Here is a 19100-nt window from a genome sequence, read left to right as displayed (position 1 = left end):
TTCTGTCAGGCTTTGGTTTTCCAGACGTATCGGGTTTTCGGACGGCCCGCGCGGCCGTAATCCGAACGGCGGGTTACTAATCCGTCGTCGGCCAGTTTCTCCAGATAGCGCCATGCGGTGATGCGGGATACCCCGATCGTGCTCGCGGTGTCGGCTGCGGTGATGCCCTCGGGGGCGGCGCGGACGGTGCGTGAGATTTCGTCGAGGGTTTGCGGCGCAACGCCTTTCGGGGTGGTGGCGCGCTGGTCGGGGGTGCGGAGCGCGCTGAGGGCGCGGTCGATGTCGTGCTGGGAGACGGCGGTTTCGCCTGCCGGGAGGGCGGTGCGGAATTCGCGATAGCGGTCGAGTTTGTCGCGAAAAGCGGCGAAGGTGAACGGCTTCAAGAGATAGAGGACAACGCCGTGCGAGACGGCGGTGCGCACCATGGCGAGATCGCGGGCCGAGGTGATGGCGATGACGTCGGGCCGGGGCGCGAGGCCGGTCAGTGCCGCGGCGACATCGAGGCCGCTGGCGTCGGGTAACCCGATGTCCATCAGCACCAGGTCGATCGGCGTGCCCTCGGCCGCGGCGTCGGCGGCCGCCCGCATCGCCTCGCGACCGGTGTGCGCCACCCCGACGGGCGTGAAGCCCTCGATGCGGTCCACATAGGCGCGGTGTGCCTCGGCGATGAGTGGTTCGTCCTCGACGATCAGCACTCGGATCACTGTGCGTCCTTTCGCGGAATCGTCACGGTTACCGCGCTTTCCGGATCTAGGTCGGTACGGATGGTCCCCCCGTGCCGGGCCACCAGCCGGTGGACCAGGGCGAGGCCGAGCCCGTGATGGTCGGCCTTGGTCGAATAACCCCGCTGCGACGCCCGCGCGAATGTCTGCTCCGACATCCCGGGACCGCTGTCGGCGACGCGCACATACAACGCCGAATGTTGTTCCGCCGAAACAGCTTCGGCGTCTTCCCCGGTCGACTCACCCTGGTGCCGCACGGTGACCTCCACCCAGCCCGACGGGCTGTCGGCGGCGGCGTCGATGGCGTTGTCGATCAGGTTGCCGACCAGCGTGACCGTCTCCTGCGGGGTGAGCGGCTCGATCGAGTCGAGCGCGGTCTCCTCGGTGATGGTCAACTCGATGCTGCGCTCGGCCGCCTGGTTCACCTTGCCGAGCAGCAGCGCGGCCAGCGCGGGCGAGCCGACCGCGCCGAGCAGCCGATCGATGAGTGCTTGGGACAGTTGCAGTTCCGAGGTGGCGAAGTCGACCGCCTCGGTGTAGCGGCCCAGCTCGACCATGGTGATCACGGTGTGCAGCCGGTTGGCCGATTCGTGCGCCTGCGCGTGCAACGATTCGGCGAAACTGCGCACCGAGTCGAGTTCGCCCATCACCGCCCGTAATTCGGTGTGGTCGCGAATGGTCATCACGGTGCCGATCGGCCGACCCTCCCAGGTGACGATGTCCTGGTTGATGAGCAGGATCCGGTCACCGGTCACGTGCATCTCGTCGCGGACCACACCCCAGCTCATCTGCCGCATCGAGGTCGGCAGGTCGCCGCGGCGCACCTCGCCGTCGGGCAGTTCGAGCAGCCTGCGCGCCTCGTCGTTGACCACCTCGGCGAGCTCGCCCGCCATGCCGAAGACCACGAGTCCCTCATGGATCGAGTGCAGCACCGCGTCGTGCTGTTCATACATGGCCCGCAACTCGTCGGGCGCGAGCCCGTGTGTCTGTCTGCGCAGCCGACGGCTCAGCAGGAACGACCCGCTGCCCGAGACGATCAGGCCCGCCGCGGCGACGCCGAGGATCAACGGCAGCTGCGTCGCGACCTGGTCGCCGATCTTGGCTCTGGTCACCCCGGCGGACACCAGCGCGACCACGCGCCCACCGTCATAGACCGGCGTCACCGCGCGGATAGACGGGCCGAGGGTGCCGGTGAAGGTTTCGGTGAAGGTCTCCCCGGCCAGCGCGCGGTCGATGTTCCCGCTGAACGGCTGCCCGATCATCGCCGGGTTGGTGTGGGTGTAGCGGGTGCGGTCCGGCGCCATGACGACGATGAAGTCCATGCCGGTCGCGTTGCGAATGCGCTCGGTCACCGGTTGCAGTTGGGCCGTCGGGTCGGTGGTGTAGATGGCGCTCAGGGTGGACCGTGCCTCAGCCACACTCACCGCGACATCCCGTACTTCGCGGGTGGTCGTCACGTCGCTGTGGTGGCGTGCGTCGAGCACCGCCAGGACCGCGCCGACAGCGACCATCAGGATCAACACGATCAGCTGTAGCGCGAAGGCCTGACCGGCCAGGGATAGCCGACCGCGTCTCACTGGCTGCCTTCCTCCGCTGAACGTAATGCACCAAACCGTGACCGGCGTCACCCGGACCGCCATCATTCTGCCTGGAAGGCGTGGGGCACCTCACGTCGGCACCACTTCGGAGGACATCACCACTTATGAGCGAAGCGACACCGGAAGCACCACCGCGCAAGCGTGACCGCACCCACTGGCTGTATCTGGCCGTCATCGTCGCGGTCATCGCGGGCATTCTCGTGGGGTGGCTCGCGCCCGGGTTCGGGCAATCCGTTGCTCCGCTCGGCACCATCTTCGTCAACCTGATCAAGATGATGATCGCGCCGGTCATCTTCTGCACCATCGTGCTCGGCATCGGCTCGATCCGGTCGGCGGCCACCGTCGGCAAGGTCGGCGGGCTCACCATCGCGTACTTCATGGTCATGTCGACCGTCGCGCTCGTCATCGGGCTCGTGGTCGGCAATCTGCTGTCGCCCGGCACCGGGTTGAACCTCGGCAAGACGGTCAATGCGGGCAAGGATCTGGCGAAGACCGCGCATAGCGCCGGCGGCACCTGGGACTTCCTCACCAGCATCGTGCCGACGACCATGCTGTCGTCGTTGACGTCGGGCAGCACGCTGCAGGCGCTGTTCATCGCGCTGCTGGTCGGTTTCGCGGTGCAGGCCATGGGCAAGACCGGCGAGCCGATCGTGCGTGGCGTCGCGTTGATCCAGAAGCTCGTGTTCCGGGTGCTGGTGATGATTCTGTGGCTGGCGCCGATCGGTGCGTTCGGCGCGATCGCCAATCTGGTCGGTAAGAGTGGTCTGGATGCCGTGCTGAAGTTGGCAACGTTGATGATCGCGTTCTACCTGACTTGCTTGATATTCGTGTTCGGCGTGCTCGGGGTGATGATGTGGGCCATTGCCCGGGTGTCGGTGTTCAAGCTGGTCCGCTATCTGGCCCGTGAGTACCTGCTGATCCTCGCGACCTCGTCGTCCGAGTCGGCGCTGCCTCGGTTGATCGCGAAGATGGAACACCTGGGCGTCGAGCGGACGACCGTGGGTGTGGTTGTGCCGACCGGATATTCGTTCAATCTGGATGGCACAGCAATTTACCTGACAATGGCGTCGTTGTTCATCGCCGATGCGATGGGTAAGCCGCTCAACATCGGCGAGCAGATCGGCCTGCTGCTGTTCATGATCGTGGCATCCAAGGGCGCGGCCGGTGTCACCGGCGCTGGCCTGGCCACGCTGGCGGGCGGTTTGGAGAGTCACCGCCCCGAATTGCTGGACGGCGTCGGCCTGATCGTCGGCATCGACCGCTTCATGTCCGAGGCCCGCGCCCTCACCAACTTCTCCGGCAACGCCGTCGCCACCGTGCTCATCGGCACCTGGACCAAAACCATCGACGTCGACCGCACCCACGAAGTGCTCGACCGCAAACTCCCCTTCGACGAACAGACCATGGTCGACAACGACCACGCCGCGCAGCCGCAGCAGGGGCCCGACACCAAGGACCTGGTCTCGGCCTAGCTGCCCTGTGAAACACGAAGGGCCCGCAGGATCTGCGGGCCCTTCGCGCTGTCCGGAGTCAGGGCATCAGGTTGAACGCCGACAGATGGCGCGGTCGCACCAAGCGGAAAGGCCTGAGGTCCAGTGTTGCCACATTCCGCACGATCAGTGGGCCCTCGGCCGTCTCGAGTAGATCGGCACTCCTTGTGCCGATTGTCGCGACTGTTGATAGCGGCGACGATCGGCCGGTGTCCAGGACGATCACTCGGTGCCGCCCAAGCCCTCGCGAACTATTTGGGCCGATCGCTCGGCTAGGTCCGGTTCTGCTTCGAGGGTGCCGATGAAGCCCAAGGATCGGCGGCGCGGCGTGGCTTCGGATTGTTGGCCGTGGGCCTCGGCAAGGGCGCCGGCGATCTTGCCGAGTTCGGGGTCTTCGGCGACGAGCAACCGCAGCCGTCGAACCTGAGTGGCCGACAGATGATCCACCAGGCGATGGACCTCTTCGTACTCGTTGTGTGCTGCGGTCATGTCCTGAGTCTACTGAGCAGTTGGCTGATCCGGATACGGTCGCCGGCCAGTGTCAGGACGCCCACTTTTCGGGGTTGAGGTGGTGTTGGGTGAGGGCGGTGGCGTGGCCGTGGCCGAGGGCGTGTTCGCTCTCGAGCCATTCGACGAGGGCCTTGTGGGAGGTGAGGCCGGAATCGCGCATGGCGGATTTCCAGGCTTCGATGGGGCGGCCGTATTTGGCTTCGATGGAGGGGAAGTAGGACGCGGGGCCGTGGGGCTTGGTCGGCATGGGGGTGGGCTCCTGTGGTTGTTGTGCGTTCAGTGGTGTTGACGGGGTTGGGTGGGGAGATTCAGCGGCGGGGCTTTGTGTTCCGTGTCACGTGGAAGTGGTGAATCTTGTTCTGCGCGACGGGGTCCGGATACGGGACTGTCCGGCGCCGGGCGAATGCCGGTACCAGACAGTGGGTTCGGGAGTCAGGCGTTGATCGGTACGGGCTGCGGGGTGGTCTTGGTGGCCTGGTGGTGTTCGCGCAGGAGCAGGCCGCCGGTGAGGAAGACGAGGGCGGCGGTGAGGCCGTGGATGCCGAAGGCGGCGGCGGGGGAGCCGTGCCAGCTGAGGACGGTGAGCATGTCACCGACGGGGACCAGGGCGATGACCAGGGTGACGATGCCGAGGGCGTAGCGCTGTTTCGCGGCGAGCAGGACCAGGATGAGCACGCCGAGGACGGTGTCGCGCACGCCCTTCAGGTTCATGAAGGCGGTGGCGTCGCCGGTCGGCCAGGCGGGCAGGCCGAAGCCGGGCGCGGTGGTGTCGGGGGTGAGCAGGTAGCTGAGGCCGATGTAGAGGATGAAGGCCGCGCCGATGAGGGAGAGGGTGGTGGCGATGCGCGAGATGGTCATGGTGCTGCTCCTTGGTGCGGTGTCACTGTGATATCTAGCATTGCTAGGTTCGCGAGCAACCATAACGGAGCTCAGATAGTTTGTCTAGCGCTGCTAGTATTTTGGCATGAGTCCCCAGACCCGCAAGGAACGCGAACGAGCCGAACGCCATCAGCAGATCATCGACACCGCGCGTGAGCTGGCCGAATCGCAGGGCTGGGAGGCGGTGACCGTGCGCAAGCTGGCCGAGCGGATCGAGTACAGCCAGCCGGTGCTGTACAGCCACTTCGCGGGCAAGTCCGCGATCGTGACGGCGGTGGCCCTGCAGGGCATCGCCGACTTGGCTGTCGTACTGCACCAGGGCCACGAAGAGGCGACCAGCCCGGCCGACGCGCTGTACCGCGTGACCCGCGCCTACCTGGACTTCGCGGCCGCGAACCCGGCCCGCTACGAGGCGATGTTCATGATGAACGTCGACCTCGTCTGGGGCCTGGACGCGCCGCAGCCGCTGATCGACTGCTTCGCGGAACTGGAGGCCTTGTTCCGTCCGTTCGTCGACGCGGCGGACCTCGGCGCCCGGACCGAGGTGGCCTGGAGCGCGATGCACGGCCTCGCGACCCTGGACAGCCACGGCCGCCTCCGGCCGGAATTGCGCGACCAGCGCATCGACATCCTGGTCGCCGAATGGCTGGCCGCGGTCGGCGCCGATTCCGCCTAGTCGCCCACCACACATTTGGCGGACCGGGGCGGGCCGATCGGTAGCGTGGGGATATGCCTGATGTTGTGGTCGTCGGTTCCGGGCCGAATGGTCTCGCCGCCGCGGTGATCCTGGCGAAGGCCGGGCTCTCGGTGGAGGTGTTCGAGGCCGAGTTCACGGCGGGCGGCGGGTCGCGCACGGCCGAGCTGACCTTGCCGGGATTCCAGCACGACGTGTGCGCCGGTGCGCATCCGATGGCGTTGGCGTCGCCGTTCTTCCGCGCGTTCGATCTCGCGGCGCACGGCGTCGAATTGCTCACGCCGGAGGCGTCTTACGGTCATCCGATGGACGGCGGCACGGCCGCAGTGGCCTGGCGTGACCTGGAGCGGACCGCCGAGGGCCTCGGCCGCGACGGCGCCACCTGGCGCGCACTGTTCGAACCGCTGGTGCAGCACTGGGAGTCGGTCGTCGACCTCGCGATGTCTGACCTGCGCCGTCCACCCAAGGACCTGCTGACCGCCATCAGGTTCGGGCTGCGGACGCTCGAACAGGGATCGCCGTTGTGGAACACCAGGTTTCGCGACGACGCTGCGGCCGCATTGCTGACCGGCGTGGCCACCCACGCGATCACCCCGCCGCGCCGGGTGCCCGCCGCCGGCGCCGGCCTGCTGCTCGGCACGTTGGCGCATGCGGGCGGCTGGGCGATCCCGCGGGGCGGCAGCCAGGCGATCCCGAACGCGCTGATCGCCGAACTGGAACGGCTCGGCGGTCAGGTGCACACCGGCCACCGCATCGACTCGCTCGGGCAGTTCGACGACGCCCGCGCGGTCGTGCTCGATCTCGCGCCCGCCGAATTGCTCCGCATCGCGGGCCATCGGCTCCCGGACCGATACGTCAAGCGGCTCAGGGCCTTCCGCTACGGCGGTGCCGCCTGCAAGGTCGATTTCGCGCTCTCCGGCCCGGTGCCCTGGCAGGCCGATGGCCTCGACCGCGCCGGAACCCTGCATCTGGTCGGCACCCGCGCCGAGGCGATGGCCGCCGAACGTGCCGTCGCCGCAGGTCAACACGCGGAGCGCCCATATGTGCTGTCCATCCAGCCCGGCGTGGTCGATCCGACCCGTGCCCCGCAGGGACAGCACACCTTCTACACCTACGCACATGTGCCGAACGGTTCCACCCGCGACATCAGCGAGACGATCATCGCTCAGGTCGAGCGCTTCGCCCCCGGCTTCCGCGACCTGATCCTCGCCGAGCACGTCTACACCGCGGCCGAAATGCCCGCGCACAATGCCAATTACATCGGCGGCGACATCTCTGCGGGCGCGATGACCCTGCGCCAGTTCGCCTTCCGCCCCACCGCGCGCTGGAACCCTTACGCGACACCACTTCCCGGCGTGTACCTGTGCTCCTCGTCTACCCCACCCGGCCCCGGCGTACACGGCATGTCCGGCCTGCACGCCGCCCGCCACGTGCTGCGCCAGCGCTTCGGCGTCACCGCCGACCCTCTGGAATTGCTGCGCGAACCCTAGACGGACTCGGTGCGGTAGAGATCGGGTTCGAGGTACATGACGCGCGCCGCGGGCACTGCGGCACGAACGCGCGCTTCCGCGTCATCGATGGCCTTGGCCAGCTGAGCGACGTCGAGGCCGGGCACCGCGCCGATCTTGGCGGCCACCAAAAGCTCTTCGGGACCGAGGTATTGGGTCTTGAGGTGGATCACCCGATCGATGCGCTCACCGTCGACCAGGTTCTCTCGAATGAGCCGGTCCTCGGCGGGGGTAGCACCTTCACCGATCAGCAGGCTCTGCATCTCCACGATCAGCACGATGGCGATGACGCCGAGCAGGGCGCCGATGGCGAGGGTGCCGATACCGTCCCACACCGCATTGCCGGTGAGCATGGTGAGCCCGACACCCGCGAAGGCGAACACCAGGCCGACGAGCGCGCCGGTGTCCTCCAGCAGCACCACCGGCAGCTCCGGGCTGCGCGAGTTACGGATGAACCGCCACCAGCTCGCCTCGCCCTTGAGCGGCGCGGATTCCCGCATCGCGGTCCGGAAGCTGTAGGACTCCAGCGCGATCGCGATGAACAGGATGACGATCGCCACGATCGGCGAGCTCAGTTCCTCCGGATGCTGGACCTTGTGCACGCCCTCGTAGAGCGCGTACCCGGAGCCGAGGGTGAACAGCACCAGCGCGACGATGAACGAGTAGAAGTAGCGATTGCGCGCGTACCCGAACGGGTGCAGCGCGTCGGCCTCCTGCGACGCGCGCTGCTGGCCGAGCAGCAATAGGGCCTGGTTGCCGGTGTCGGCGACCGAGTGCACCGCCTCGGCGAGCATCGACCCGGAACCGGTGATCAGCGCACCGACGAACTTCGCCACGGCGATCCCCGCGTTCGCCGACAACGCGGCGAGAATCGCCTTCTTGCCACCACCAGCCGACATGCCCTGGACGTCCTCTCTCCGAATTGCCCGATCTTGGCTAACTTAGCGTGTGCCGACACCCGGAGGCTCGATGCCCGACCGATCACCGCCGTCGCGCGAATCCGCGCCGAATCAGACCTTGCCGACGCAGGCGCAGAACAGCTGGGCCGCGCCGTCGAGCGCGCGGGCGCGAATGTCGCTGTCGGCGGCCGAGATCCACGCGGCCGCGCCGCGCTCCAGCGTCAATTCGGACTCGCCGTGCAGCAGCCGCACCGACCCCGTCGTGCACAGCACGATGCCGGGACCCGCCGCGGTGAGCGGGACCTGCGCCGAGCCCGCGGTGAGGTCGAAGCGGCGCAGCTCGAATTCCGGTGCCGGCGTGCGGTACCGCACCGAGCCGTCGCCCGCCGGTTCCGGCAGCACGACGGGCAGGTTGATCGGCTCGAAGTCGAGCACCCGCAACAGTTCCGGCACGTCGACGTGCTTGGGTGTGAGGCCGCCGCGCAGCACGTTGTCGGAGTTGGCCATGATCTCCACGCCGAGTCCGCGCAGGTAGGCGTGCAGGTTGCCGGCCGCGAGGAACAGACCCTGGCCGGGTTCCAGCGTCAGCCGGTTCAGCAGCAGCGCCGCGAGCACACCGGCGTCACCGGGGTAGGCCTCGGCGAGTTCGAGCGTGGTGCGCGCCTCAGGAGTGAACTCGCGCTTGCCTTTTCCGGACAGGTACCGCACGCAGCCGTCGAGCACCGCGGGCAGCAGCGTGGCGAGCACGTGCTGGGGCAGCGTGATCCAGGTGGTGAACAGGGTGCGCAGCCCGTCGGAATCCGGTTGCGCGGCAAGCAGATCGGCGAACGACCGGAGACCGTCGACCTGCAGTGCGCGCAGCAGTTCGACGGTGCGGTGCGGGTCGCGGAATCCGGCGAGCGCCTCGAATCGGTCCAGCGCGACAACGAGTTCCGGCTTGTGGTTGTCGTCGCGGTAGTTGCGCATCGGCGAGTCCAACGGCACCTTGGTGCGGTTCTCCCGCTCGAAACCGGCCCTGGCCTGCGCCGTGCTCGGGTGCGCCTGCAGCGAGAGCGGTTCCTCGGCGGCCAGGATCTTCAGCAGGAACGGCAGCTTGCCGCCGAATTCCCGCGCGGCGGGGCCCAATTCGCGCTGCGGATCCTCGGCGACGAAATCGAGCAGCGACCGGGTGTCGCCGTCGATCAGGACGTGCGCGGGATCGGCCGGATGCGCGCCGAACCACAGTTCGGCCTCCGGATGGGCGGACGGGACGGGTCGGCCGCACAGCTGAGCGAGCGCGGTGCGCGAGCCCCAGGCATACGAGCGCAGCGCACCAACGAGTTCGTGCACTAGTAGCTTCCCCCGAACTGCCCCTGGCTGTCGGTCGCGGTGCCGCGGGTTCCGATCAGCCGTAGGTAGGCGGCGGCCATTTCCAGCCGCACCGCGAGCACGGCGAGCTGTTCGAGTTCGCCGCCGGTACCGGGAGCGGGCTCCTCGGGACGCGGCGGGGCGGGCACGGACGGATCGATGAGCCCGGTGTGCAGCAGGTCGAGCTCGGCGTTCACCAGGTCGGCGTCGACCAGGCTGGACCCGGTGCCGCCGAACACGGCGATCCGGCGCCGCGCGGCCGCCTGATCGGCGTCGGCACTGAGCACGAACACTCGGATGCGCTCCACCTGCACCGGCCCGTCGAGCTCCTCGTCGTGGAACAGCGGATCGAAGCCGGGCGCGGATTCGCCTGCGGCCTCGACCATTCGAGACTTGGCGGCCACCGCCTCGGCCAGATCCACCGCGGTGGCGACCCGGCCCGCCGACTGCAGCAGCACCTCGGCGCCGTGCTCGGCCAGCTCGGCCGCGGCGGGTGAGTCGCCGGCCAGCACGACACCGCGCTGATGCATGCGCGAGGCGAGCGTCTTGGCCGGATTGCGGAAGACCTCGTTGGTCGGCCCGGCCCGCAACGCCTCGGCGTCGAGCACATCGGCCAGCTCGGTGAGGTCGGGCACGAACGCGCCGCTGCGTTGCGGGTCGACCGCGCGCAGCACGGCGACGCCTGCGGCCAGGAAGCGCAGCAGCCGATTGTGATCGAGCACTTGGACCCGAGGGGCCAGCACGGCGGCCCGGCCCGCCGCGACGGCGCGCATCGGTCCCTCGATGGGGGCGGCGACGACCACCTCGGCGCCGCGGCGCAGCGCACGGTCCACCGCGTCGGTCAGGCGTGGATCGCCCGCGTCGTCACCGGCGACGAGGACGACATCGAGTGGGCCGACCCAGGGCGGCAATGCGGTGACGGGCACAACGGGCAGCCCCGCGCGGTCACCGAGCGCGGCGACGAGCAGGCTCGCGGCGCGCGCGGCCCGGCCGGAGCCGGAGACGAGCACCAAGCTGCGCGGTCGCAGTCCGTCCAGGCGCGCGAGCGCGTCCTCACCGACGGCTGCCGCGGTGGCACGGACCTGAGCGCCGCCGGAGGCGGCCGAGCGCAGGGCGCCGCCGGTATCGGCCGCCTCCAGCGAAGCAGCGTCATCGAGGTCGAGTACAGGTGTTCCAGCGATCATCGGGCGTCCCACCTCCCCTCATCGCGCTGAGTCGTTTCCGCCCTCGCTCGCTCCCGGGTCAGCTGCCACGCCGGGCCCGAGTCGGGCGAATCCAAGGCCTGTGATTCCACTATTCCAGTCAGGAGCGGACGATGCTCAGAATCTCGGTTACGAGTACGTCTACTTCCTCCGGCGATCGGGCTTCGACGTTGAGCCTGAGCAGCGGTTCGGTATTCGACGCGCGCAGATTGAACCAGGCGTCGTCGGCCAGCTGGATGGTCACGCCGTCCAGCCTATCCACCGAGATCGTCCGATCCCCGAATGCCTCCACCACAGCCATCGTCCGCTCCTTTGCGTCCGGCACTGTGGAATTGATCTCTCCGGAGGCCGCATACGTTTCATAGGCCGCCATCAGCTCCGACACCGGGCGGTCCTTCTCGCCGAGCGCGGCGAGCACGTGCAGCGCCGCGAGCATGCCGGAGTCGGCGCCCCAGAAGTCGCGGAAGTAGTAGTGCGCGGAGTGCTCGCCGCCGAATACCGCACCGGTCGAGGCCATCTGCTGCTTGATGAACGAGTGGCCGACCCTGGTGCGCACCGGGGTGCCGCCGAGCGCGGTGACCAGCTCGGGCACCGCGTGCGAGGTGATCAGGTTGTGGATGATGACCGCGCCCGGTTCCTTGACCAGCTCGCGCTCGGCGACCAGCGCGGTGATGGTGGACGGCGACACCGGGTCGCCCTTCTCGTCCACCACGAAGCAGCGGTCGGCGTCGCCGTCGAAGGCGAGTCCGATGTCGGCGCCCGACTTCACCACCAGGTCCTGCAGATCGACCAGGTTCTTCGGATCGAGCGGGTTGGCCTCGTGGTTGGGGAACGAGCCGTCCAGCTCGAAGTACAGCGGGACGATGGTCACCTGCGGCAGCGCGTCGAACACGGCGGGCACGGTGTGGCCGCCCATGCCGTTGCCCGCGTCCACGGCGATGGTGAGCGGGCGGACCGCGGACAGGTCGACCAGGTTGCGCAGGAACGTCGCGTAATCGGCGAGCAGGTCGACGGTGGTCGCGGTGCCTGCCGGTCCGTCGTAGCCGGGCACGCCCTCGGCGACCTCGCTCTTGATGGTGGCCAGGCCCGTGTCTTGGCCCACCGGAATGGCTTTGGCGCGACACATCTTGATGCCGTTGTAGCGGGCCGGGTTGTGGCTCGCGGTGAACATGGCGCCGGGGCAGTTCAGGCTGCCGGAGGCGAAGTACAGCTGATCGGTGGACGCGAGCCCGATGTGCACCACGTCGAGGCCCTGGGCGAGCACGCCGTCGGCGAAGGCGTTGGACAGCTCGGGGGAGGAGTCGCGCATGTCGTGTCCGATGACGGCCCGCGTCGCGCCTTCGGCGCGCATCAGCCGCGCGAACGATGCACCGATGTCCCTGACGAATTCGGCGTCGATCTGTTCACCGACCACACCGCGAACGTCGTAAGCCTTGATCACCGCGTTTACGAATTCGGCAGAGCGGGCGACTGTCATGCCCACCACCCTAATGGGTACACGGCGCGGGTTTGACCCGGTCCTTGCTTTGTTCAGGAAGGCGGGTCGGGGAGTACCCGCAGATGGCCACGGCGGCCGGTGCGGGTGGTGCGCTGCGGCGGCGGCGCGTAGTCGCGATAGCCGCGCTGGTCTTGTTCCGGCGGGCGGCGGCGCAGGCCTGCCTCGCGGACCGCTTCGGCGAGCGCGGTCAGGTCGTCGTCATCCGGTGTGCTGGAGGAGAATCCGCCTTCGTGGCGAACCATTTCCCAGCCCTTCGGGGCGGTGATGCGGGAGCCGTGTGTTTCGCAGAGATCCCAGGAGTGTGGTTCGGCGACGGTCGCGAGCGGTCCGACAACGGCGGTCGAGTCCGAGTACACATAGGTGAGCGTCGCGACGGCCGGATTCTTGCAACCTGGACGGCAGCAACGACGCATGGGGATCACGCCGATGAGAGTAACCCTCTCGGCGTGCCGATGTGGCTAGACACGCTCAGGATTCGGGCAAAAACTCCCGTCACGCGGCGGCTGCCGCATGCCGGGCGAAGGGCCTCGGGCCGGGTGCCTGGCACCCGAGGCCGGGTCGGTGTGCGGTCTGCGGGCCGCGCACGCGGTGTCGGTAATCAGTTATCGCTGCTCGCAACAACATTCGTTACCGAGGTGCGCGCGGCTTGGTGGATTTCTACTCGGGTTCGGGATCGATGATGTCCGGATCGACGCCGAGGTAGGTGGCGATCTGCTGGACCAGGACCTCGCGCAGCAGGTCGACCAGATCGTCGGGATCGCTGGCGCGCAACTCGAGTGGCTTGCGGAACAGCACCACCCGGGCGCGGGTCGCCGTGCCGTGCCGGTCGACGCCCGCCGGGATGAGCCGGGACAGCGGCACCGGTCCGTCGGCGACCACCTCGTCCGGCCAGGTGACCGAATCAGGGTGCAGCGGACGAATTTTCGGCACATCATCGACCGCGATATCGAGTTTGGTGAGCCGGTCGTGCCAGCGCGTGTCCAGCGGCGCGAACGCCTCCAGCACCAGCCGGTCGAACTTCTGACCCCGGGTGCGCCAGGCGGGCACCGTGGGCGGCAACATCGGCCCACGTACCCCGCGACCACGGCGGATCACCGACCGTGCGGTCGGCGGACGACGATTCCGGGAACGTGCCATGAGTAAAACCTAGTCAGCCCGCCCGGCGCCTGCGCACCCAGTGCTGCCCCAGTCGGTCGCGGTGCCAGCCGACGGACTGCGGGCGGGGGCTCGGGCGTACCCCCGGAGCTACCCGTGTGTCGCGAGAATCGTTGTCGCCGTGGCGACTTGTCGCGCTTGCGGATAACTCGGGGGCCAACCCAAGTCTTTTCTAGCCGATGCCACGCTTCAGGCGGCGGCGCTCGCGTTCGGAGAGGCCACCCCAGATGCCGAAGCGCTCATCGTGGGCGAGTGCGTATTCCAGGCACTCGTCGCGCACCTCGCAGCCCATGCAGATCCGTTTCGCCTCGCGAGTCGAGCCGCCCTTCTCTGGGAAGAACGCCTCCGGATCGGTCTGCGCGCACAGGGCACGCTCTTGCCACTGCTCTTCGATGGATTCGAACATCTCGTCGAAGCCCGTGACGACCAGGCTGAGCCGGGGCGTCGACGTTTCGTCGCCCGTGCTGTGCCCGGGCGTCAAGACTTCGTCACCCCCCTCACGTTCAATCCAGCCGTTGTCTGCGCAGACGCCACGTGCTGCGCCTGCTGTGGAATCGGTCGGCGAGACCATCTCGTTGGCCATCGCTCCGCCTCCTCACTGTGTGTTAGCGCAGAATGATTCGATCCGTCGGACCAACACGCTTACCGACGGCCATACCCCGCGACGTTGTCCCGCGGACGTCCCCGAGCTCGTCATCTCGATGCGAACATCTGTTCGAAAAGCCGTTCGCGCCTTGCACTCTCGCGCGAACCCGAAATGACATGACTGTGATTAGACACGCCGGACGTGTCGATGGTCAAGCGGCCGTCGCTATTCCGTTACTATCCGCGAACGCTTTCGAAGATGATCTTGAGTCGGAGTAGGGCAAATGACCAGCAACTATGGCCCGAACATCGCCCGGTCCGGCAGCGCATAGGCTGTGCGGATGTGACTTCCCTTCAAGCGGACACCGAACCCGTCGGCGGGCCACGGATTGCCGTCCTGGTCGGGGGTGTCGGCGGCGCCCGCTTCCTCCAGGGCGTCCGGGAACTGCTGCCCGATGCCGATGTCTCCGCGATCGTGAACGTCGGTGACGACGTCTGGATGCATGGCCTCCGGATCTGTCCTGACCTTGATACCTGCATGTACACCCTTGGTGGCGGCATCGATACCGAGCGGGGCTGGGGCAGGCCCGCCGAGACCTGGCATGCCAAAGAAGAGCTGGCGAAGTACAACGCGCAGCCGGACTGGTTCGGCCTCGGCGATCGCGACCTCGCCACGCACCTGGTTCGAAGTGAAATGTTGCGCGCCGGGTACCCGCTGTCCGCGGTGACCGAGGCGCTCTGCAACCGGTGGCAGCCGGGCGTGAAACTGATCCCGGCAACCGACGATCGGTGTGAAACGCATGTGGTTGTGAGCGACCCGGACAACCCTGGCGAACGTAAGGCGATCCATTTCCAAGAGTGGTGGGTTCGCTATCGCGCGAACATCGAGACCCATGGATTCGCCACAATTGGGGCAGAGGACGCCAAACCGAGCCCAAATGTGATCGAGATCATAGAGTCGGCGGATGTGGTCTTGCTCGCTCCCTCGAACCCCGTGGTGAGCATCGGCGCGATCCTGGCAGTGCCCGGTATTCGCGGCGCGTTACGCACCACTGACGCCAAGGTGATCGGGATTTCCGGTGTGATCGACGGAAAACCGCTGCGCGGGATGGCCGACGAGTGCCTGTCGGTGATCGGCGTCGAGACGACCGCCGAGGCGATCGGCCGGTACTACGGGGCCCGTTCGGCCACCGGCATTTTGGATGGTTGGCTTATCCACACCACCGATACCGCGGACGTGCCCGGTGTCGAAGTACGCAGCGTGCCGCTGTTGATGACCGATCCGCCGACCACCGCCGAGATGGTGCGGGAGGCGCTGGACCTCGCGGGAGTGAAGCCGTAATGACCATCGATCACGCGGCAGGTGAGCTGCGCATCCTGCCGATCACCGGGCTGCCCGAGTTCCGGCCCGGCGACGATCTCGCCCAGCACCTCGCCGACCGCGCGCCCTGGCTGGCCGACGGTGACGTGCTCGTGGTGACGAGCAAGATCGTCGCCAAGGTCGAGGGCCGCATCGTCGAGGCGCCCTTGGATCCGGACGAGCGTGACGTGTTGCGCCGCAGTCTGGTCGAGCAGGAGGCGGTGCGGGTGCTCGCGCGCAAGGGCCGCACCCTGATCACCGAGAACAAGCTCGGCATCGTGCAGGCCGCGTCCGGCATCGACGGCTCCAATGTCGAACAGGGCGAACTGGTTCTACTGCCCGCCGATCCCGATGCCAGTGCGAAGGCCTTGCGTTCGGCGCTGGCCGAGCGGCTCGGCGTGCAGGTCGCCGTGGTCGTCACCGACACCATGGGCCGGGCCTGGCGCAACGGCCAGACCGACACCGCGATCGGCGCCTCGGGTCTGCGCGTGCTGCACGACTACGCGGGCGCGGTGGACGGGCAGGGCAACGAGCTGCACGTCACCCAGGTGGCGATCGCGGACGAGCTGGCCGCCGCGGCGGATCTGGTGAAGGGCAAGCTCGGCGGCGTGCCGGTCGCGGTGGTGCGCGGGCTGCCGATCACCGACGACGGGTCGAGTGCCGCGGATCTGTTGCGCGGCGGCGTCGACGACCTGTTCTGGCTCGGCACCGCCGAGGCGATCGAGCAGGGGCGCCGCGAGGCGGTGCTGCTGCGCCGCTCGATCCGCCAGTTCGCCGATGCCCCGGTCGATCCCGAACGTATCCGCGCCGCGGTCGCGGTGGCGCTGACCGCGCCCGCGCCGCACCACACCCGCCCGGTGCGCTTCGTGTGGCTGCGCAAGAGGGCTGTGCGTAATCAGCTGCTGGCGTCGATGGCCGAGAAGTGGCGCGCCGATCTCACCGCCGACGGTCTCGAGCCCGAGCGGGTGGAGCGCCGAATCGCCCGTGGCCGAATCCTTTTCGACGCACCCGAGGTGATCATCCCGTTCTGCGTGCCGGACGGCGCGCACGACTATCCGGACGAGCGGCGGCGCGCGAACGAGCGCACCATGTTCAACGTCGCGGTCGGCGCGGCGGTCCAGGGTCTGCTCGTCGCGTTGGCCACCGAGGGGCTCGGCAGCTGCTGGATCGGCTCGACCATCTTCGCGCCGGAGATCACCCGTGCCGTACTCGGTCTCGACGAAGACTGGAATCCGTTGGGTGCCATTGCCATCGGTCATCCGCTGGAGGAACTGACGCCGCGTCCGGTACCTGGATCCGGTTTCGGCCTGGTCGAACTGTGACGGCGGATTCGCTGCGCGCGTCGGCCACGGCATTGCTCGAAACCTGGTCTCCCGCCGAGGGTTCCGACCAGTCGTTGCGACAGGCGATGCTCGCGTTCCTCGGGTCGGCGCCGCGCGGCTGCCTGCGCGAGCATGTGCCGGGGCACATCACCGCCTCGGCGGTGGTCTTCTCGCATGACGAGCGCGAGGTGCTGCTGACCCTGCATCCCCGGGTCGGCAGCTGGATCCAGCTCGGCGGCCACTGCGAGGAGGGTGACGACACGGTGGCCGGCGCCGCGTTGCGCGAGGCGACCGAGGAGTCGGGCATCGACGGGCTCCGGCTGGAGCCGGAACTGTATGGGGCGCAGGCGCATCCGATCACCTGCTCGCTCGGCGTGCCGACCAGGCATCTCGATCTGCTGTTCCGGATCACCGCGCCCGCGGGCGCCGTCCCGGTGCGCAGCGCAGAGTCCACCGATCTGCGCTGGTGGCCGGTCGACGCGCTGCCCGCGAACGCCGACGTGCTGCTGCGGTAACACCCCTCGACAACCAACACCCCGGTCGGGCACTGCGCCGACCGGGGTGTTTGCGTTCGCGCCGCCCACATCGCTTTACAAATCAGCTGATTTGTCTAGACAAACGACAAATCGATCTATATCGTCCATTTCAGGGGTAATGCACGTCACACGTGACGTGCCGCTTTTGGATTGGAGACAACGATGTCGACAGAGGCCGACACGTCCGCGCAGCCGGTGTCCACCCCGGACTGGCGTGATCGCAAGCGTTATATGTGGCTGTGGGGATTGTTCGCCCCGACCGGCCTTTTCACGATCGGCATCCCACTGATCCTGGCGCTCAACGCTTTTGGCTGGCACCGGCTGGCCCAGGTGCCGTTCTGGCTCGGGCCGATTCTGGTGTACATCCTGATTCCGTTGGCGGACATCTTCTTCGGTCCCGACGGGGACAATCCGCCGGACGAGGTGATGGAGTACCTGGAGCACGACAAGTACTACCGCTATCTCACCTATCTGTATTTGCCGTTCCAGTACGCCTCGCTGATCATGGCTTGCTATTTGATCACCGCCGACCAGGTGAGCTGGCTCGGTCTCGACGGCGGCCTGCAGCTGGTCGACAAGATCGGCCTGGCGATCACCGTCGGCATGCTCGGCGGCATCGGCATCAATACCGCACATGAATTGGGGCACAAGAAGGTTCAGCTGGAGCGCTGGCTGTCCCGAATCGCATTGGCCCAGTCGTTCTACGGGCATTTCTATATCGAGCACAATCGCGGCCATCACGTACGCGTCGCGACGCCGGAGGATCCGGCGAGTTCCCGTGTCGGCGAAAGCTTCTGGGCCTTCTGGCCGCGCACCGTGTGGGGCAGTCTGACGTCGTCGTTGCGGTTGGAGAAGACGCGCCTGGCCCGGCTGGACAAGAAATGGTGGAGCCCGAAGAACGAGGTGCTGAGCGCGTGGCTGATGTCGGCGCTGCTGTACGCGGCCTTGGTCGCGGTGTTCGGGATCGCCCTGCTGCCGTACCTGGTGCTGCAGGCGGTGATCGGCTTCAGCCTGCTCGAGGCGGTCAACTACCTGGAGCACTACGGCCTTGTCCGGCAACGCACTTCGTCGGGCCGCTACGAGCGCCCCGCGCCGGTGCACAGCTGGAACAGTGACCACATCGTGACCAATATCTTCCTGTACCACCTGCAGCGGCACAGCGACCATCACGCCTACCCGACCCGGCGCTACCAGACGCTGCGCAGCTGGGACGGTGCGCCGAACCTGCCCAGCGGCTACGCCAGCATGATCCTGCTCGCCTACTTCCCGCCGCTGTGGCGCCGGGTGATGGACAAGCGGGTGCTCGCGCACTATCACGGGGACATCACGCGCGCGAACATCCACCCGGCCAAGCGGGACAAGGTCATTGCCCGCTACCGCGGCGGTGTCGCGACCGGCGAGGCGCAGGCATGAATAAGTACCGCTGCCCCGTCTGTGATTACGTTTACGACGAGGCGAAAGGTGCCCCGCACGAAGGATTTCCCGCCGGGACGCCGTGGGTGGAAATTCCCGACGACTGGGCCTGTCCGGACTGTGGCGTCCGGGAAAAGATCGACTTCGAACCGATGGGAGCTGTTAAGTGACAGATTACAAACTCTTTCAGTGCATTCAATGCGGCTTCGAATACGACGAGGCGAAGGGCTGGCCGGAGGACGGGATCGTGGCGGGGACCCGCTGGGACGATATCCCCGACGACTGGACCTGTCCGGACTGCGGCGCGGCCAAGGCCGACTTCTACATGGTCGAAATAGAACGGTCGTGAGGTTTTGACTGCGGGAACCGCCCGTGACAGTGT

At 67.6% G+C, this 19100-nt stretch carries 21 protein-coding genes; 9 read left to right on the top strand and 12 right to left on the bottom strand.

Features of this window, described 5'->3' with window-relative positions:
• Positions 1 to 5: 5 nt before the first annotated feature.
• Together ABZ942_RS11640 and ABZ942_RS11635 are read right to left on the bottom strand one after the other, a co-directional pair.
• Positions 6 to 704, bottom strand: coding sequence for a response regulator (locus ABZ942_RS11640; protein ID WP_357380854.1), 699 nt, complete (start codon positions 702 to 704; stop codon positions 6 to 8).
• Positions 701 to 2299: a sensor histidine kinase gene (locus ABZ942_RS11635; protein WP_357380852.1), complete on the bottom strand. Its 1599-nt coding sequence runs from the start codon at positions 2297 to 2299 to the stop codon at positions 701 to 703. Before ABZ942_RS11635 ends, ABZ942_RS11640 begins: the two co-directional genes overlap by 4 nt.
• A gap of 125 nt (positions 2300 to 2424) precedes the next feature.
• Between ABZ942_RS11635 and ABZ942_RS11630 the strand changes: the two genes are divergently transcribed.
• Complete coding sequence (locus tag ABZ942_RS11630; RefSeq protein WP_357380850.1) at positions 2425 to 3792, top strand: cation:dicarboxylase symporter family transporter; 1368 nt, start codon at positions 2425 to 2427, stop codon at positions 3790 to 3792.
• Positions 3793 to 4032: 240 nt separating this feature from the next.
• Here ABZ942_RS11630 and ABZ942_RS11625 read toward each other — a convergent pair whose 3' ends face one another.
• The 3 genes from ABZ942_RS11625 to ABZ942_RS11615 form a co-directional block, all read right to left on the bottom strand.
• The gene (locus ABZ942_RS11625; RefSeq protein ID WP_357380848.1) at positions 4033 to 4299 is read right to left on the bottom strand and encodes a hypothetical protein; all 267 of its coding nucleotides are present in this window, start codon (positions 4297 to 4299) and stop codon (positions 4033 to 4035) included.
• 52 nt (positions 4300 to 4351) lie between these two features.
• A complete protein-coding gene (locus ABZ942_RS11620) occupies positions 4352 to 4567 on the bottom strand; it encodes a DUF4287 domain-containing protein (protein WP_357380847.1) in 216 nt (71 codons plus the stop codon).
• Positions 4568 to 4752: 185 nt separating this feature from the next.
• On the bottom strand, positions 4753 to 5178 hold the full coding sequence (locus ABZ942_RS11615; RefSeq protein ID WP_357380845.1) for a DUF4267 domain-containing protein: 426 nt from the start codon (positions 5176 to 5178) through the stop codon (positions 4753 to 4755).
• Between the two features lie 106 nt (positions 5179 to 5284).
• On the opposite strand from ABZ942_RS11615, the gene ABZ942_RS11610 reads away from it, so the two are divergent.
• Both ABZ942_RS11610 and ABZ942_RS11605 read left to right on the top strand, forming a co-directional pair.
• Complete coding sequence (locus ABZ942_RS11610; RefSeq protein WP_357380843.1) at positions 5285 to 5875, top strand: TetR/AcrR family transcriptional regulator; 591 nt, start codon at positions 5285 to 5287, stop codon at positions 5873 to 5875.
• A gap of 53 nt (positions 5876 to 5928) precedes the next feature.
• Positions 5929 to 7383: an NAD(P)/FAD-dependent oxidoreductase gene (locus ABZ942_RS11605; RefSeq protein WP_357380841.1), complete on the top strand. Its 1455-nt coding sequence runs from the start codon at positions 5929 to 5931 to the stop codon at positions 7381 to 7383.
• On the opposite strand, the gene ABZ942_RS11600 is transcribed toward ABZ942_RS11605, so the two are convergent.
• The 7 genes from ABZ942_RS11600 to ABZ942_RS11570 all read right to left on the bottom strand — a co-directional run bounded on the left by ABZ942_RS11600 (position 7380) and on the right by ABZ942_RS11570 (position 13908).
• On the bottom strand, positions 7380 to 8300 hold the full coding sequence (locus tag ABZ942_RS11600) for a cation diffusion facilitator family transporter (protein ID WP_357380839.1): 921 nt from the start codon (positions 8298 to 8300) through the stop codon (positions 7380 to 7382). The genes ABZ942_RS11605 and ABZ942_RS11600 overlap by 4 nt on opposite strands.
• 111 nt (positions 8301 to 8411) lie before the next feature.
• Positions 8412 to 9629 carry a mannose-6-phosphate isomerase, class I gene (manA, locus tag ABZ942_RS11595; RefSeq protein ID WP_357380837.1) on the bottom strand — a complete coding sequence of 406 codons (1218 nt, stop codon included), beginning with the start codon at positions 9627 to 9629 and terminating at the stop codon, positions 8412 to 8414.
• Positions 9629 to 10831 (bottom strand): tobH protein, encoded by a 1203-nt coding sequence (locus tag ABZ942_RS11590; RefSeq protein ID WP_357380835.1) that lies wholly within the window; start codon positions 10829 to 10831, stop codon positions 9629 to 9631. The genes manA and ABZ942_RS11590 overlap by 1 nt, the downstream gene beginning before the upstream one ends.
• 118 nt (positions 10832 to 10949) lie before the next feature.
• Complete coding sequence (locus ABZ942_RS11585) at positions 10950 to 12326, bottom strand: phosphomannomutase/phosphoglucomutase (protein WP_357380833.1); 1377 nt, start codon at positions 12324 to 12326, stop codon at positions 10950 to 10952.
• Positions 12327 to 12379: 53 nt separating this feature from the next.
• Positions 12380 to 12769, bottom strand: a complete 390-nt coding sequence (locus tag ABZ942_RS11580; protein ID WP_191093956.1) for a DUF3499 domain-containing protein — start codon at positions 12767 to 12769, stop codon at positions 12380 to 12382.
• Between the two features lie 235 nt (positions 12770 to 13004).
• Positions 13005 to 13484 carry a metallopeptidase family protein gene (locus ABZ942_RS11575; RefSeq protein ID WP_167768837.1) on the bottom strand — a complete coding sequence of 160 codons (480 nt, stop codon included), beginning with the start codon at positions 13482 to 13484 and terminating at the stop codon, positions 13005 to 13007.
• A gap of 190 nt (positions 13485 to 13674) precedes the next feature.
• Positions 13675 to 13908 (bottom strand): WhiB family transcriptional regulator, encoded by a 234-nt coding sequence (locus tag ABZ942_RS11570; protein ID WP_029901515.1) that lies wholly within the window; start codon positions 13906 to 13908, stop codon positions 13675 to 13677.
• Positions 13909 to 14430: 522 nt separating this feature from the next.
• Between ABZ942_RS11570 and cofD the strand changes: the two genes are divergently transcribed.
• The 6 genes from cofD (at position 14431) to ABZ942_RS11540 (ending at position 19067) form a co-directional block, all read left to right on the top strand.
• On the top strand, positions 14431 to 15429 hold the full coding sequence (cofD, locus tag ABZ942_RS11565) for a 2-phospho-L-lactate transferase (protein ID WP_357380831.1): 999 nt from the start codon (positions 14431 to 14433) through the stop codon (positions 15427 to 15429).
• Positions 15429 to 16769, top strand: a complete 1341-nt coding sequence (locus ABZ942_RS11560; protein ID WP_357380829.1) for a coenzyme F420-0:L-glutamate ligase — start codon at positions 15429 to 15431, stop codon at positions 16767 to 16769. The genes cofD and ABZ942_RS11560 overlap by 1 nt, the downstream gene beginning before the upstream one ends.
• Complete coding sequence (locus tag ABZ942_RS11555) at positions 16766 to 17284, top strand: NUDIX domain-containing protein (RefSeq protein WP_357380827.1); 519 nt, start codon at positions 16766 to 16768, stop codon at positions 17282 to 17284. The genes ABZ942_RS11560 and ABZ942_RS11555 overlap by 4 nt, the downstream gene beginning before the upstream one ends.
• A 183-nt stretch (positions 17285 to 17467) precedes the next feature.
• The gene (locus ABZ942_RS11550; protein WP_357380825.1) at positions 17468 to 18718 is read left to right on the top strand and encodes an alkane 1-monooxygenase; all 1251 of its coding nucleotides are present in this window, start codon (positions 17468 to 17470) and stop codon (positions 18716 to 18718) included.
• Entirely contained in the window at positions 18715 to 18888 is a 174-nt protein-coding gene (locus ABZ942_RS11545; RefSeq protein WP_357380823.1) for a rubredoxin, read from the top strand. Before ABZ942_RS11550 ends, ABZ942_RS11545 begins: the two co-directional genes overlap by 4 nt.
• Positions 18885 to 19067: a rubredoxin gene (locus ABZ942_RS11540; protein ID WP_357380821.1), complete on the top strand. Its 183-nt coding sequence runs from the start codon at positions 18885 to 18887 to the stop codon at positions 19065 to 19067. The genes ABZ942_RS11545 and ABZ942_RS11540 overlap by 4 nt, the downstream gene beginning before the upstream one ends.
• Positions 19068 to 19100: the final 33 nt, after the last annotated feature.

The sequence above is a fragment of the Nocardia sp. NPDC046473 genome, assembly GCF_040645995.1.
In the GTDB taxonomy this organism is placed as follows: Bacteria; Actinomycetota; Actinomycetes; order Mycobacteriales; family Mycobacteriaceae; genus Nocardia.
The sequence above is the reverse complement of the archived record's forward strand: the minus strand, read 5'-3'. Positions and strand labels throughout refer to the sequence as shown.

Excerpts from the sequence above, each read along its gene's own strand:
- ABZ942_RS11630 (WP_357380850.1), top strand. The coding sequence starts at position 2,425 with ATGAGCGAAGCGACACCGGAAGCACCACCGCGCAAGCGTGACCGCACC.
- ABZ942_RS11625 (WP_357380848.1), bottom strand. The coding sequence starts at position 4,299 with ATGACCGCAGCACACAACGAGTACGAAGAGGTCCATCGCCTGGTGGAT.
- ABZ942_RS11620 (WP_357380847.1), bottom strand. The coding sequence starts at position 4,567 with ATGCCGACCAAGCCCCACGGCCCCGCGTCCTACTTCCCCTCCATCGAA.
- ABZ942_RS11615 (WP_357380845.1), bottom strand. The coding sequence starts at position 5,178 with ATGACCATCTCGCGCATCGCCACCACCCTCTCCCTCATCGGCGCGGCC.
- ABZ942_RS11610 (WP_357380843.1), top strand. The coding sequence starts at position 5,285 with ATGAGTCCCCAGACCCGCAAGGAACGCGAACGAGCCGAACGCCATCAG.
- ABZ942_RS11605 (WP_357380841.1), top strand. The coding sequence starts at position 5,929 with ATGCCTGATGTTGTGGTCGTCGGTTCCGGGCCGAATGGTCTCGCCGCC.
- ABZ942_RS11600 (WP_357380839.1), bottom strand. The coding sequence starts at position 8,300 with ATGTCGGCTGGTGGTGGCAAGAAGGCGATTCTCGCCGCGTTGTCGGCG.
- ABZ942_RS11590 (WP_357380835.1), bottom strand. The coding sequence starts at position 10,831 with ATGATCGCTGGAACACCTGTACTCGACCTCGATGACGCTGCTTCGCTG.
- ABZ942_RS11585 (WP_357380833.1), bottom strand. The coding sequence starts at position 12,326 with ATGACAGTCGCCCGCTCTGCCGAATTCGTAAACGCGGTGATCAAGGCT.
- ABZ942_RS11575 (WP_167768837.1), bottom strand. The coding sequence starts at position 13,484 with ATGGCACGTTCCCGGAATCGTCGTCCGCCGACCGCACGGTCGGTGATC.
- ABZ942_RS11570 (WP_029901515.1), bottom strand. The coding sequence starts at position 13,908 with ATGTTCGAATCCATCGAAGAGCAGTGGCAAGAGCGTGCCCTGTGCGCG.
- ABZ942_RS11560 (WP_357380829.1), top strand. The coding sequence starts at position 15,429 with ATGACCATCGATCACGCGGCAGGTGAGCTGCGCATCCTGCCGATCACC.
- ABZ942_RS11550 (WP_357380825.1), top strand. The coding sequence starts at position 17,468 with ATGTCGACAGAGGCCGACACGTCCGCGCAGCCGGTGTCCACCCCGGAC.
- ABZ942_RS11545 (WP_357380823.1), top strand. The coding sequence starts at position 18,715 with ATGAATAAGTACCGCTGCCCCGTCTGTGATTACGTTTACGACGAGGCG.